Here is a 14,087-nt window from a genome sequence, read left to right as displayed (position 1 = left end):
GTCGGTCGCACATCTGTGTGCCTTCGCGCTGTGATGCCCACCTGATGGCTGCCTACGCCCTTCGGCAGCAGTTCGCCGCCCCGTGGCGTGTTGCCACGTCTCCCCTGCACTCCGTTCAGCCGAGCCCCTTTGCGGCAGCCGCACAGGCGCGCACACTGCGGTCATGCGTACCGTCCTGACTCTTCTGCTACTGGCCGCGGCGCTGCCTGCGTCGGCCGCCACCCCAGCGAGCAAACCCGACCCCAATGTGCGGGTCTATCGCTGCGTGAGCAGCACCGGCACCGTCGCCCTGCAGGACGCGCCCTGCAGCAGCGGTCGCCAGCAGGTGCTGGACATGCAGCGCCCGCAGGACCCACCGCCGCGTCCAGCGCGTGCGGAGCCACCGGCACAGGTCGCCGCAGCGCCCGCGCGCGAGGTCCGCATCGTCACCGTGCAACCGCCACAGCCGATGTACGAGTGCACCACCGAAGACGGCAACCGCTACACAAGCGACAGCCCGGAAGGCAATCCGCGCTGGGTGCCAACCTGGGGACCGGCGTATGTGGGCAATGGCATTGGTCGCCCGGTGAATGGCGGCGGCATCCAGCGCCCGCCGATCTCGGTCAGCCCGCGCCCAGCGATCTCGGTGCAGGGCGGCTCCGGACGGGGGAGCATCCGCGGCAGCGCAAGCATCGGTGTAGACACCGACCAAGGCGGCTATCAGGGCGGTTACAACGACGGCGGCTACGGCGGCACGGTGATCGTGCCGTACGGCAATGTGCAGATCCGCGACGAATGCCATGCGCTGCCTGCACAGGAAGTCTGCGCGCGCCTGGCCGACCGCCGCTGGGAGCTGATCCGCCGCTATAACAGCGCGCTGCAGAGCGAGCGCGAGGATCTCAGCCGCGAACAGCGCGGCATCGAAGCGCGCCAGCAACGCGATTGTGGCGGCGCATGAGGCGCTGGCGGCTGTTGGGAATGATGGCGTTGAGCGTGACCGCGATGGGTTCGCTGGCCGACGCGCAGGAAGTGGCGATCTATCGCTGTACCGATCCCACCGGTGCGCTGACGGTGCAAAACATGCCGTGCCCGAAAGGCATGCAACAACAGAAGAAGCTCATGACCGCACCGGCGGCGGTGCCATTCGCGCCAGGCGGAGCAACCGCATCGCCAGCACGTGCGACGCCAGCGCCGCAACAACGCGTTGCTGCGCCAGCCGTTGCATCGGCGCCAGTTGCACCGACCACGCCCGTCGCACCACCGGCACCGGCGTTGACCTCTACCTCGACGCTGCCGCCGCCACCGCTGTTCGAGTGCACCACGCACGACAACGGGCGTTACTTCACCGAAGATCGCGAGCCAGCCACGCGCTGCCTGCCAATGCAGACGACTAATCTGGCGGGCGGGCCTGCGACCGGTGGCGGTAGCGCGTGCGAGGTGGTTACCGACCGCTGCGCGCCGGTACCGGACCAAAGCTTGTGCGAGGCGTGGCGCAAACGTGCCGAGCAGGCCGAATCCACCTGGCGCTTCTCCGACGAAGCGCAAGCGACCGAACGCAAAGAGCGCTTTGATCAGATGCGCCGGGTACTCGACGAAAGCCGCTGCGCCAATCCGACCGCAACGCCCTAAGCACACCTCTCGTGTGATCGGCGCAGCGAGATCTGCAGCAAAGGCGAGCAATCGCCAGCGTCATTCCGCCAGACGCGCTCGGAGCCAGCGTGTGCAGGAACGGGCCGGTCAACCTCCCTGCGCTGTCCATCGTCGCGACACAGGTGCTTTGTTGCCTGCGCCTAAAACCCGTAACGCAAGAATCCGCCATCTACCGCGATGCATTCGCCGGTGATGTAACTGGCGGCTGGCAAACATAGAAATCCTACTGCAGCGGCCACCTCCTCCGGTTCGCCGATGCGGCGCATCGGGGTGCGTTCGATCACTTGCTCGTAGTAATCCGGATCCGACAACGGCCCGGAGGTGCGGCGTGTGCGGATGTACCACGGCGCCACCGCGTTGACGCGGATGCCGTCTTCGGCCCATTCCACCGCCAGGTTGCGCGTCATCTGCTGCAACGCCGCCTTGGTCATGCCGTACGGCGCGCCGCTGCGCACATGGGTGATGCCCGAGACGCTGCCGACATTGACGATCGCTGACGCAGCATGTTGCGTCAGCAACGGATGCGCATAACGCGACAATTCGAATGCGGAAAACACATTCGTTTCGAAGATGCCGCGCCACTCGTCTTCGGTGTAATCGATCGCGGCGCGGCTGACGTTGCCGCCGGCATTGTTGATCAGCAGATGCAAGCCGTCGGCGTGGTCTTCCACCCAATCCAGGATCGCGCGGCGCTCTTCATCGTCGGAAACATCGGCGGCCAACCCGTGCAGTTCGCGCTGGGGAAATTCCTCGGCAAGTTCATCGCGCGCCTGCGCCAGGGCATCGGCATCGCGGGCCACCATCAGCAGGTCGGCGCCGAAGCCGAGCAGTTCGCGCGCAATGGCAAGGCCAATCCCGGCGCTGGCGCCGGTGATGAGGGCGGTCTGTCCATCCAGCCGCCAACGGTGCGTTGTCACGTGGGTACCCCTCTTCAAGACGCAGGAAAACGGCCGCTGCTGCGCAGTTGACGCGCATGCGTGGCCCAAGCGTTAGGATACCGCCACCCCGAGCGAGGTCACGACGATGAAGATGCATTGGATGCTTGCAGCCGGCCTGGCGTTGTCGCTGAGCGCCTGTCAGCGGCCGCAGCCCGCGCCCACCGAACAGAAGCCCGATCCCCAGGCCACCGCGCTGCGCGACCACATTCAGGAGCCGCTGAACAAGGCGCACGCGGTGCAGGCCTCGACCGATCAGGCCGCCGAAGAGCAGCGCAAGGCGATCGACGCCGCCACGCAGTAGCGGAATCGGAGGTCCGCAATCTGCTGGCGTCGCGACCTGATGTGCGCGCCGACGATTTGAATCAAGCGTCCTGCCGTCTGCTTGCTTCGTTCGGCCGTCGCACACCGCATCATCCGCCTGCAACACAGCAAGGCCGGCACATGGCCGGCGTTGCGACGCATCAGGTGCTGCTCAAACGCGCCGCATCAGAATCCGCAGAAGCAATACGCCAGCGATTTCACCGGCGTGCCACCCGCCTTGCTGTCGTGCACGGCGCTTTCGACAAAGCGCAGCTGCGTGTCCACTTCCGGCAACGCGCGGGCCACAAGTGCGCGTGCCATGCCCGAGTCGCTCAGCATCCATGCGCCCATGCGGCTGCCGGCGAACCCGTTCATGAACTGCGAGAACGGCGTGGCCGGCTTTTCCACATAGCGCACGCGGAACTTGCCACGGCTCAGCTTGGCGCGGTCGGCCGCATCGGCCACCGCTTCGGACATGCCGCCGAACGCATCCACCAACCCACGCTCCTTGGCCTGCGCGCCGCTCCACACACGGCCACGCGCAACCTTGTCGATCGCGTCCACCGACTGGTGGCGCGCCTGCGCCACCTTGCCGGTGAAATCGGCGTAACCCTTGTTGATCACCGCCTGGATAACCTGGCCGGCGGCCGGATCCAGCGGCCGGGTGATGTCGAACGCACCAGCGAACCGCGTGGTGCCCACGCCGTCGGTATGCACGCCAATCTTGTCCAGCGCGCGGGTCAGGTTCGGCACCATGCCGAAGATGCCGATGGAACCGCTGATGGTCGACGGGTCGGCGTAGATGCGATCGGCATTCATGCTGATCCAATAACCGCCGGAAGCGGCCAGATCGCCCATCGAGACCACCACCGGCTTGCCGGCCTGCTTGAGTGCGACCACTTCGCGGCGGATCTGCTCGGAGGCGAACACTTCGCCGCCGGGCGAATCCACGCGCAGCACCACCGCCTTCACTTTCTCGTCGTCACGCGCCTGGCGCAGCAGCGCCGCGGTGGACTCGCCACCGATGCGACCGGCCGGCTGTTCACCGCCGCTGATTTCGCCGGTCGCCACCACCACCGCCACCTGCGGGCGGCTGTCCATCGGCGAATCCTGCGCCTGCAACTGGCTCAGATAATCGTTGAAACCGATGTTGCGGAAACCGCTTTCGGCATCGCTATCGGCCACGCCGCGCTTGACCAGCAACGCATCGACTTCCTCGCGGGTCTTGAGCCCGTCCACCAGCTTCTGCTGCAGCGCGAACTTGGCCAGGTCGCCACCGGCGGCGGCCACGCCCTCAGGCAGCGTGTCGATACCGGCGGTCAGCTGCGCCGGGCTCAGCTTGCGCGCAGTGACCACGTCGGCCAGATAGCGCTGCCACACATCGTTCATCCAGAACAGATCCGCTTCCTTGGCATCGGCAGAGGCCGCGTCGAGGATGTACGGCTCGGCGGCGGACTTGTACTCGCCCACGCGGAACAGATGCACGTCCACGCCGAGCTTGTCCTGCAGGCCTTCGCGGAAGTACTGGCGATAGCGGCCGAGGCCTTCCAGCAGCACGCTGCCCATCGGATCCAGATACACCTCGTTAGCCTGCGCGGCAAGCAGGTACTGGCCCTGGCTCATGCTCTCGCTGAAGGCCACGATCTGCTTGCCGGAGGCACGCAGCTTCTGCAGCGCAGCGGCCACTTCGCGCTGCGAAGCGAAACCGGACGGTTGGAACTTGTCCAGATTCAACAGCACGCGCTCGATCTTGCGATCTTTGCCGGCCGCCTCGATCACCCGCACCAGGTCGCGCAGCTGCACTTCTTGAGCGCTCTTGTCGCCCACTGCCTTGGCCAGCGACCGGCTTACCGGGTCGGCGCTGAACTGCTCGACCAGCGTGCCTTCCGGGTTGATCACCAGGGTGGTGCGCTCAGCCAGCGGCTTAGTGCCGTCGCCACGCGCGAGCGCCACCACGAACACCAGCAGCAGCATAAACAGGAAACCGAAGAACACCAGGTTGAAAATGAGGCGCCGGGTGAAATTCATCACATCCCACAGGCCGACGAAGAAGCTGGCGATGGGACTGCGACGCACGGGATGGTTCATGGAAAACTCCGTCGAAAGACGCTGCATACAAATCGATGGTGCCCAGCATACCGGCTGCGCAGCGCGCGCGGCATGCGCTGGAAGTCAGGGTGTCGCGGTGGCGGTCAGCCGCCGGCTGGTCTGGCGAAAGCGCAGCCCCATCAGGAGCGAGGCCACCGTCAGGCCCAGAATCAGGCCTACCCACATGCCCTGCGGCCCCCAGCCCAGCCCCAGGCCGAGCCCGGCGCCGATCGGCATGCCCACGCCCCAGTACGAAAACATTGCCAGGAACATTGGCACATGGGTGTCCTTGAGCCCGCGCAGCGCACCGGCCGAGAGCACCTGGATGCCATCGGGAAACTGGAATGTGGCGGCAAACAGCAGCAAGACCGAGGCCAGCGCGGCCACGGCCACATCGTCCGTATAGACGCCGACGATGGCATCATGGCCCAGCAACAGTGCGCTGGCCGACAGCGCTTGGGTGCCCAGCACGATCGCATAGCCGGCCCAGGCCGCGCGCCGCATGCCCAGCGGATCGCCACGCCCCACCGCATGGCCGACGCGCACGGTGGTGGCCTCGGCCACGCCCATCGGGATCATGAAACACAGCTGCGCGACGTTGATCGCAATCTGGTGCGCGGCCGCTTCGGTGGAGCCCAGCCGGCCGATCAACAACGCGGTGACGATAAACAACCCGCCTTCCATCAGCACGGTGATGCCGATCGGCAAGCCGGTGCGCAGCAACTCGCCAATGGCGCGCCAGCGCGGGCCTTCCAGGTGGGTGAACAATTGCAGATGCGCAAAGCGCCGCGCGCGCCACAGGTACAGCGCAAACACGCTCGCCTGCACCCACAGGGTGATGGCCGAGGCCATGCCCAGTCCTTCGGCACCGTGCTCGGCGAAGCCGAACTTGCCATAGGTCAGCGCATAGCCCGTCGGTGCCAGGACCAGCAAACCGCCAAAGCCCAGCAGCATGGTCGGCAGCGTCCAGTGCATGCCCTCGCTGAGGTAGCGCATGCAAAAGTAGAACGTCAGCGCCGGCACGCCCCAGCGCACTGTATGCAGAAAGTCGGTGGCGCCGGGCACGATGTCCGGCGCAATCCCGAAGGTGGGCAGCAACGGCGGCACCACGCTCAGGAACACGAACATCAGCGCACTCAGCCCCAGCGACAGCCACAGCGCCTGCCGGAACAGCGGCCCGATCTCGCGCTCGCGGCCGGCGCCCATCAGTTGCGAAACCGAGGTGGTCAATGAGATCAATGTGCCGATCGGCACCAGCATCGGCAGCCACAACAGCGAGGTGCCGATGGTCACCGCGGCCAGCGTGGCAGTGCCGTGGTGGCCGGCGATGACGTTGTCGACAAACCCGATCAGGCCGGTGGAGACGTGGCCGAGCACCAGCGGCAACGCAAGCAGGCCGGTGGTACGCACTTCCGAGGCGAAGCCTGGCGTCGCGGACGGGGGGGCTGAAGAAACAGACATGAAAACCAATTGCTGCGTGGACTACGGCCGTGCCGGGAGGCGCTGGCACCGGGTCGCGTGGGCCGGCTATCTTACCCCTACTTTCCGACTGCGGCCTTGTCGCGCATATGGGTAGAGCCTGCTGCGCGTAAGCGCGTGCGGGCAAAAAGACGCGACGGCTGCTGCGACCGGACCAGCGCGGCATAAACGTTGCAAGCGTGCGCCAACGCGGTCCCTTCGGAATCGCGTCTTCGGCAGCGCGCCCCTCCCACCACCCGCCAACCGGACCTGGCTCAGGTCACTGCATTTGACCGCGCACCACCCCACGGATTGCGAAAACTGTTCGACTGCACGGCACGGCGCGTTCTGCCACGCCTGCGGGCAAAGCGTGCACAACCCGATGCGCACGCGGTGGAAGAAGTGTTCGAATCGTTCTGGCATCTGGATGGGCGCATCTTCCGCACCCTGCGCGATCTGCTGGTGCCCGGACGCCTGGCGCTGCGCTTGCTGAGCGGCCAACGCCGCGCCGATGCGGCTGTTGCTGATCCTGAGCCTGTTGACGTTCTTCATCGCGCGCATCGCCGTGCACGCGTCCGACGCAGACAACGATATCGCCACGCCGCCCGGTACCAGCCAGACTGCTGTGCCCAAGGATTTCGCGCACGCACACACGCCGACACAGGTGGAAGCGCTGCGCAGTCAACTGGTCGAGACGCTGACGCAGACGCGCACCGTGGTGCCGACCGCCATCGCACGCGACAGCGTGGACGCCGGCATTGCGCGCACCAATGCCGAAGCGCACAGGCGCTTGGCGCAATTGCAAGCCGATGCGCGCCCGATCAGCGCCGTGCCCACCGCGGAGGCAGACAGCGACAGCACGTTCTTTGCGGTGATGGGCAAGCCGTGGGACCCGGTGAGCAACCCGTTGCACTACGCGGCGCTACCGCAATTCGCCAACCGCTGGATCAACACGCTACGCAGCCATATCCGCGACAACGTGCCGCGCCTGCCCAGCAATCCGCAGCTGCTCCATCACGCGTTCTTCGCCGCAGTGCCGTCTGCGTTGCTGGTGCTGGTGCCGCTGTTTGCGCTGCTGTTACGCGTGTTCTATGTGCGCAGCGGGCAGGTGTATCTGGAGCATCTGGTGGTGGCGTTGTTTGGACTGGTGCAGTTGGGCCTGACGGTGTGGATGCCGGTGTATCTGCTGTGGATGCAGCGATGCGTGTATGCGCAGTCCTGGCCAGTGACCGGGCTCACGTACATCGGCCTGAGCGGCGTGTACCTGGTGTTCGTGACGGTTGCCGCCGCGCTGTTGATGGTGGCGAGCCCGGCGCGTCTTTGCTGCGGTGCCGATGTGGATGCGACTGAGCGATAACACCCGCATTGCAGTGGGCCGACTCAAGTTCCAAGTGCAACACTTTTCTCCACTGCAGACCCGCGTTTTCTGTCAAAACACTGGCTCACGTAACTTTTGCACAATCAATGGCCTGCTGGGCTGCCCGTCCATACGTTGCGCTAACAGCAGGTCTCTCGAGCTGTTGCACTTGACTCTTGAGACCGCCGTGTGACGCAGTGAGGCTGAGCGCGCGCGGTGCGCCGTATGTGGCCGCGCTATCTGACGCCAACAGCCGCTTCCACCAATGCCGCGCGCGCAAGCTTAAACATGGCGCGCACGCCTACCGCGCCAAAATCCTGCCGCGACCGATCAACGCGCCAGCTGCCGCTTCAACCATGTGCTGCGGGTGGCCGGTGCTTGGACGAGGAAGGCATCGCGCAAACCATCGCGCTCCTGGGACGGGGTGCGCTGTGCCAGCACTGCCAGTTGCTCCAGCTGGCCGGCATCCAGGCTGCGCAGCGCGGCCAGCATGGCGTCGCGCTGGGCCGGCGGCACGTAGCCGATCAGGGGCTGTAATTGCGCATAGAACGCTCCCACCTGCGAGCCCAGGCGCCAGCCGTCGCGATGCAGGCGATCCATCGCGCCGAATTGCGTGTGCAACGCGCGTTGCTGATCCTCAGGCAAAGCCTGCAGACGCTCGCGTGCATGACGCAGCACTACGCGGTCGGTTGCAGTCAGCCCCTTCCAGGCGGCGTAGCGCGCGCGCAGCTCGGCCTGCTGCGCGGGCGTCATCGCCTCCCAGCGCGCGCGTTGCTGCGCGGCGCTCGGGGTTGTGCTCGATACTGGGGCAGCCGGCGTGGATGCCGACGGTGCAGCGCTGGCTTCTTCCAGCGGCATCGGCATTGTCTGCGCGCCGGTAATGCCTGCAATCGCGCAGAGCAACAGGCCGCACCAGTTAGTTGGCTTCATCATCGACCGTCTCCAGCGGGGCGGAAGGCTGCTCGACCGCGCTGGCATGCGCGCCGGATTCGTCCACCGGCACCGGGTGGCCGGCAGCATACCAGGCATAGAAATCCGCAGAACGCACCAATTCCAGATCGGGGTCGGCCAGCATGGCCTGGTCGCGCGGGTCCATGCCTGGCTTAGCCACTGCATCGGACAGGTCGGCCGCGGGCAGTTCTTCCACCAAGACCGGTGCCGCGTCGGTCACATGCAGTACGCCGGCCGGCGCCTGCGACACGGGCTCGGGTGGTAGCGCCGGCCGGCGGTGGGTCCACCACCAGCCCAGCACCGCCAGCAAGAGAGCCAAGGCCAGCACGCCCAGCGCCATGCCTGCATGGCGACGCTCCAGCTGCGGCCACTGCCATTGCCGCCTGGGGCGCGTGCGTGCAGCGGCCGGACGCTGCGGCGCCGGTGCTGGCGCGGCCGTCTGCAGCGACATCCCGGCCAAGGCCGAATCGCGCAGCTGGCTGAGCCGGGTCAGCTGGGCCGGGGTCAGATCGCGCAGTTCCATCTGCGCTGCCTCGGCCAGGGCCCGCCAGGCCTGTGCGTCCGGGTTGCCGGCAGCATCGCGCGGGCAGGCACCGGCCAGCGACTGCCGGTAGTCCGCCGCCTCGATACCCTGCACCTCGCTGGCCGCTTCCTCTTCCAGCCCGGCCACGATCCGCAGCAGCAGGGCCAGGCGGTCGGCGGTCTGCATCCGGCCCAACGCGGTGAATGGGGGCAGCCAGGTGCCCGACATCGGCTCGCGTCGCAGCGGTGGCGCGGTGGCCAGCAAGCTCCAGAAGCGCATCGGCCAGCCAGCCATCGGTCGACCTGCTGCCTGGCTGCTGAAGGCGCGCAAGGCCGCTGCGAGGGCGCGCTCAGCGGCGGCTACGTCGCCGCATTGCAATTGTGCGAGCACCAGACCCCGGCGTTCGACACCGCGCAAGAAGGCAGATAACGCGGCAGGGGTCACGGGGGCGTCGGGGACTACGGTCATGAGAACTCCAGCATCGGCCGGCATGATACCGACGCGATTGGCCCCCGCCGATGGCTTGACAGATCGGCCCGGCCGCGTTCTGCCTTCACACCACCCGAGCCGATCTCTGCGGTGGGTTGTGCACAGCGGCGGACATACCGATACACAGGCGTCTGTCAACTGTTGTTTTTTCTTTGTTGCAATCGTGTTTCACGCCTAAGTGATTGAAATTTATTGACTTATTCATGTTGGCTAAAAAATGTCCAAGAGGTTGCGAAGGCTAGTGAATCCATCGTCGCAGCGTGGAGCACAAGACTAATTCACAGCTTTATCCACAGGCGGTGTGGATAAACCTGTTTCCATAGCCCTCCCATAGGTTTACGTCGGATTTATCACTTCCGTCACAGAAACGCCGCCGCACCGGCGCCGATTTGAGCCGGTTCGGGTCGGCTGCCGGCCTCTGGACAGGGTCGGTAGACTGGTCGGATGTCTTCGACCGTCGCCACCCTGCGCGTCGCCTTGCCGGTGCCGCTGCCGCAGTTATTCGACTATCTGCCTCCGGCCGATGCGCCGCTGGCCGACCCGGTGCGGGTCGGCTGCCGGGTGCGGGTGCCGTTCGGGCCACGCGAGTTGATCGGCGTGGTGGTGGAGATCGGCCAACTGCCCACGGCCGACGGCCTGCGCCCGGCACTGGCCTGGTGCGACCAAGCGCCGCTGCTGGTCGATGAACTGGCCCGCTCGCTGCAGTGGCTAGCGCGCTACACCCACGCCCCGCTCGGCGAGGCCCAGGCCAGCGCCCTGCCCGGCCCCTTGCGCCGCGGCGAGCCGCTGGCCGATACCCACGCCTGGGCCTGGCAGCTGACCGAAGCCGGCCGCAGCGGTGCCGCCAGCCTGCGCACGGGCAGCCGCCCTGCCCTGCTGGCCGCTCTTCTGCTCACCGGCGCAGTGGGCGAAGAACAACTGGACCCGCTACTGCCGCAATGGCGCGAAGCCGCGCGCAGCCTGGCCAAGCGCAACTACACCGAACGTGTGGCAGTGCCAGCCGACACCATCTCACCGCGCCCGGGCAGCGGCCCCCAGCTCAACGAGGAACAACAGGCCGCCGCCGCCGCGATCCGCGCGCATCGCGGTTTCGCCACCTATCTGCTCGATGGCGTCACCGGCAGCGGCAAGACCGAGGTCTATCTGCAGGCAATCGCCGATTGCCTGGCCGCCGGCAGGCAGGCGCTGGTGCTGGTACCGGAGATCGGCCTGACACCGCAGACATTAGGCCGCTTCCGGGCGCGCCTGGGCGTGCCGGTGCACGCGCTGCACTCCGGACTCTCCGATGGCGAGCGCGCACGCGTGTGGGCAGCGGCCTGGCGCGGCGAGGCCAAGCTGATCGTCGGCACTCGTTCGGCGGTGTTCACTCCGCTGCCGAACGCCGGCCTGATCGTGATCGACGAAGAACACGACGGCAGCTACAAGCAGCAGGACGGCATCCGCTATCACGCGCGCGATTTCGCCCTGGTGCGCGGCAAGGCGCTGGATGTGCCGGTGATTCTGGGCAGCGCCACGCCATCGCTGGAGAGCCTGCACAACGCCTACTCGGGCCGCTACCAGCATCTGCGCCTGTCGCGGCGCGCCGGCGAAGCGCGTCCGCCGCGCGTGCGCGTGCTCGACGTGCGCAAGCGGCCGCTCAAGGACGGCCTGTCGCCGGAAGTGCTGGCCGGCATCGGCGCTACCCTGGCGCGCGGCGAGCAAGTCCTGGTGTTCAAGAACAGGCGTGGCTATGCGCCGGTGCTGCTGTGCCACGACTGCGGCTGGACCGCGGCTTGCCAGCGCTGCAGCACGCCGCTGCACCAGACCCCGATGACCGTGCATGCCGGCGGCCGCCGCCTGCAGTGCCACCATTGCGGCGCGCGCCAACCTGCACCGCTGGCCTGCCCGGCCTGCGCCAGCCTGGCGCTGCAGCCGCAGGGCATCGGCACCGAGCGACTGGAAGAGCGCTTGACCGACGCCTTCCCGGACGTGCCGGTGGTGCGCATCGACCGCAGCACCACCCAGCGCCGCGACGCACTGGAAACCCAGTTCGCCCGACTCGGCACCGAGGCCGGCATCCTGGTCGGCACGCAGATCCTGGCCAAGGGCCACGACCTGCCCCGGCTGACCATGGTGGTGGTGGTCGGCATCGACGAAGGCCTGTTTTCGGCCGACTTCCGCGCCGCCGAAAAACTGGCCCAGCAGTTGATCCAGGTAGCAGGACGCGCCGGCCGCGCCGACCGCCCGGGCGAAGTCTGGTTGCAGACCCATCACCCCGAACATCCGTTGCTGCAGACCCTGGTCAACGGCGGCTACCACGCCTTTGCCGACGCCGAGCTGCAACAGCGCGAAGCGGCCGGATTCCCACCCTTCGCGCACCTGGCCTTGTTCCGTGCCGAAGCCAAGGATGTGGCTGCGGCCAATCACTTCCTATTGGCGGTGCGTGGTTTGACCAGCACCGACCCCAGCACCCAATCGCCGGCGTTTGCCGCAGTAGAATGCTACGGCCCGATGCCGGCCCCAATGCCACGCCGCGCCGGATTCCAGCGCACCCAACTGCTGTTGTCGGCGCAACAACGCTCGGCGTTGCATCGCTTGCTCGATACGCAACTGCCGGCGATCCATGCGCTTCCGCAAGCCCGCCGCGTACGCTGGTCGCTGGATGTGGACCCGATCGATTTGTATTAGGGCACGGCGTATCGAACATCGTTCGCAGCCAGACACACGCTCTGCGCAGTTTGCTCGCTTTTTAGGGACGCGCTCGCACGCGATGCGGCTACCGGCAATGCCCGTCGCGCCCGGGTTCGCTCCTTGTATCTGGACATGGCCGCCTAACAGCGGTGTGTCTTCCGACTGATCATCCGAGCAGATGCGGGAAGTCCATGCGCTCCTGAAGCGTCAAGCTTGTATCGTGGATCGGCTCGCGCATCTGCATTTGCTGGTCCTTGCGTGTCCGAACGGTATCCAGAGTCCGCCACAGGCGTGAACTCGCATCACAAGGCAGGACCAGGACCGGCGTTGATCGTCGTCCATTCCGTCTGAGGAGGTTTCCATGTCCCTGATCGTGGGCATCGCGTCGCCAAGCACAGCGTGGATCTGGCCATCGAGCTGGGCAATGGCAAGTACCGCATGAAGGCCAAGCTCTCCAACGATCCGACAGGATGTGCGGCCCTGTACGCCTGGCTGTGCACCCACGCCCAGCCGGACAGCTGGGTCGTGATGGAAGCCACCGGCATCTATCACCAGGCGCTGGCCGAGTTCCTGTACGCGCACGGCTACCGGGTGTGCGTACTCAATCCAGCGCAGGTGGCGCTAGACGCGCGCAGCCAGTTGCAGCGGGGCAAGACCGACCGCAGCGATGCGAAGCTGATCGCCAGCTACATCTCCCGCACCGGCTCGGCGCGGCTGCGCGCCGGACTGTACATGCCAGCCCTGGTGGCCATGCGCCATCACCCGGTGGTTACCGCGCTCAAACAGCCTCTGCATGCCCGCGGCAAACACGGCAAGCAGATCGTCTGCGCCGCCATGCGCAAGCTGCTGCATCTGGCCTACGGCGTGCTCAAATCCAGCACTGCGTTTGACCCGCAGAAGGCCCTTGCCACATGAGGGGCAAGACGGTATCTGCGAAAAACGCCAGGCCCGCAGGCAGCGCGTGTGGCCCATGCAATGAACAACACTGGCGTCGGTGGAGACTCGACACCTGGAGCAGATACTGAGGTATCCCCACGTTTTGCAGCACCAATGTCAGCTGCTCGCGCGCTGCGTCGGGCAGTGTGCGCAAGCGATCTAGCCAGCGTGAGACCGGTTCCATGGGCCAGTGCCTGACCAACGCCTCGCGGCCGACGCGCAGCGTCGAGTGGAGCTTGCGAGTGCTGCTGCGTGGCGATCCGCTACGAAGGCGGCCTTGATGCGACCACCGGCCAAGCCGAGCCTGACCTGGAGCGCACCGACGACCGCAGCAAGATCGTGCAGACCGCGCCCGCAACCAGGTGATCTTCAGCGTCCAGGGCCACCGCCCGCCTGTTCAATCCGGCCAAACCGGCCAGCTGCCAGCTCGCCACTTAATTCCACTGTGTTACAAATAATCGTACCTTTGTGCCACTATTGGAAGACCTTCAGGCCACGCGGGAGAGCTGTGTTGAATAGGTCACTGGAAGTGCGTTTTGAACAGTACGGGGAAGTAGTTGCTGCCGCCCTGTCCCATGCGGATCGCAAACAGCCCGCACACTGGTACCTGAAGGGGTTGCTACTGCCTGGAGGGCGCAAGAGCGTGGAGCCCATGGCCGCGCGGGTGCACCCGCAGAACGTGCGCTCAGCCCATCAATCGATGCACCATCTGGTGGCCGATGCCGACTGGAGCGATCAAGCGCTGCTG

General features: G+C 66.4%; 11 protein-coding genes and 3 pseudogenes. 8 read left to right on the top strand and 6 right to left on the bottom strand.

Annotated features, from left to right (window positions below):
* The first annotated feature begins 163 nt into the window (after positions 1–163).
* Positions 164–937, top strand: a complete 774-nt coding sequence (locus tag WJW29_RS10070; protein ID WP_011407497.1) for a hypothetical protein — start codon at positions 164–166, stop codon at positions 935–937.
* 23 nt (positions 938–960) lie between these two features.
* Positions 961–1,608 carry a DUF4124 domain-containing protein gene (locus WJW29_RS10065; RefSeq protein WP_171970790.1) on the top strand — a complete coding sequence of 216 codons (648 nt, stop codon included), beginning with the start codon at positions 961–963 and terminating at the stop codon, positions 1,606–1,608.
* 161 nt (positions 1,609–1,769) lie between these two features.
* On the opposite strand, the gene WJW29_RS10060 is transcribed toward WJW29_RS10065, so the two are convergent.
* Complete coding sequence (locus tag WJW29_RS10060) at positions 1,770–2,546, bottom strand: SDR family oxidoreductase (protein WP_011407495.1); 777 nt, start codon at positions 2,544–2,546, stop codon at positions 1,770–1,772.
* 106 nt (positions 2,547–2,652) lie between these two features.
* Here WJW29_RS10060 and WJW29_RS10055 point away from each other — a divergent pair, with 106 nt between their 5' ends.
* Positions 2,653–2,868 (top strand): hypothetical protein, encoded by a 216-nt coding sequence (locus WJW29_RS10055; protein WP_011257482.1) that lies wholly within the window; start codon positions 2,653–2,655, stop codon positions 2,866–2,868.
* A 185-nt stretch (positions 2,869–3,053) separates the two neighbouring features.
* Here WJW29_RS10055 and sppA read toward each other — a convergent pair whose 3' ends face one another.
* Both sppA and WJW29_RS10045 read right to left on the bottom strand, forming a co-directional pair.
* Entirely contained in the window at positions 3,054–4,955 is a 1,902-nt protein-coding gene (gene sppA, locus WJW29_RS10050) for a signal peptide peptidase SppA (protein ID WP_041181946.1), read from the bottom strand.
* 84 nt (positions 4,956–5,039) lie between these two features.
* Entirely contained in the window at positions 5,040–6,416 is a 1,377-nt protein-coding gene (locus tag WJW29_RS10045) for an MATE family efflux transporter (protein WP_041181945.1), read from the bottom strand.
* Positions 6,417–6,696: 280 nt separating this feature from the next.
* On the opposite strand from WJW29_RS10045, the pseudogene WJW29_RS10040 reads away from it, so the two are divergent.
* Positions 6,697–7,770 (top strand): annotated as a pseudogene (locus WJW29_RS10040) (DUF3667 domain-containing protein).
* Between the two features lie 330 nt (positions 7,771–8,100).
* On the opposite strand, the gene WJW29_RS10035 reads toward WJW29_RS10040, so the two are convergent.
* Both WJW29_RS10035 and WJW29_RS10030 read right to left on the bottom strand, forming a co-directional pair.
* Positions 8,101–8,703, bottom strand: coding sequence for a DUF3106 domain-containing protein (locus tag WJW29_RS10035; RefSeq protein ID WP_012443959.1), 603 nt, complete (start codon positions 8,701–8,703; stop codon positions 8,101–8,103).
* On the bottom strand, positions 8,687–9,712 hold the full coding sequence (locus WJW29_RS10030; protein WP_113084432.1) for a hypothetical protein: 1,026 nt from the start codon (positions 9,710–9,712) through the stop codon (positions 8,687–8,689). Before WJW29_RS10030 ends, WJW29_RS10035 begins: the two co-directional genes overlap by 17 nt.
* 465 nt (positions 9,713–10,177) lie before the next feature.
* Between WJW29_RS10030 and WJW29_RS10025 the strand changes: the two genes are divergently transcribed.
* On the top strand, positions 10,178–12,400 hold the full coding sequence (locus tag WJW29_RS10025; protein WP_011257476.1) for a primosomal protein N': 2,223 nt from the start codon (positions 10,178–10,180) through the stop codon (positions 12,398–12,400).
* A 402-nt stretch (positions 12,401–12,802) separates the two neighbouring features.
* Positions 12,803–13,318 (top strand): IS110 family transposase, encoded by a 516-nt coding sequence (locus WJW29_RS10020; protein ID WP_011257475.1) that lies wholly within the window; start codon positions 12,803–12,805, stop codon positions 13,316–13,318.
* Here the strand turns inward: WJW29_RS10020 and WJW29_RS10015 are convergent.
* Positions 13,272–13,598 (bottom strand): annotated as a pseudogene (locus tag WJW29_RS10015) (hypothetical protein); the annotation flags it as partial. The gene WJW29_RS10020 and the pseudogene WJW29_RS10015 sit on opposite strands and share 47 nt — an antisense overlap.
* Between WJW29_RS10015 and WJW29_RS10010 the strand changes: the two are divergent.
* Both WJW29_RS10010 and WJW29_RS10005 read left to right on the top strand, forming a co-directional pair.
* A pseudogene (locus WJW29_RS10010) lies at positions 13,592–13,777 on the top strand (hypothetical protein); the annotation flags it as partial. The pseudogenes WJW29_RS10015 and WJW29_RS10010 sit on opposite strands and share 7 nt — an antisense overlap.
* A 70-nt stretch (positions 13,778–13,847) precedes the next feature.
* Positions 13,848–14,087, top strand: a 240-nt coding sequence (locus WJW29_RS10005) for a transposase (RefSeq protein ID WP_143684359.1), incomplete at its 3' end; no start/stop codon positions are given.

This window comes from Xanthomonas sp. JL1, from assembly GCF_038405005.1.
Note: the sequence above shows the minus strand (reverse complement) of the source record. Positions and strands in the feature narration are given on the sequence as shown.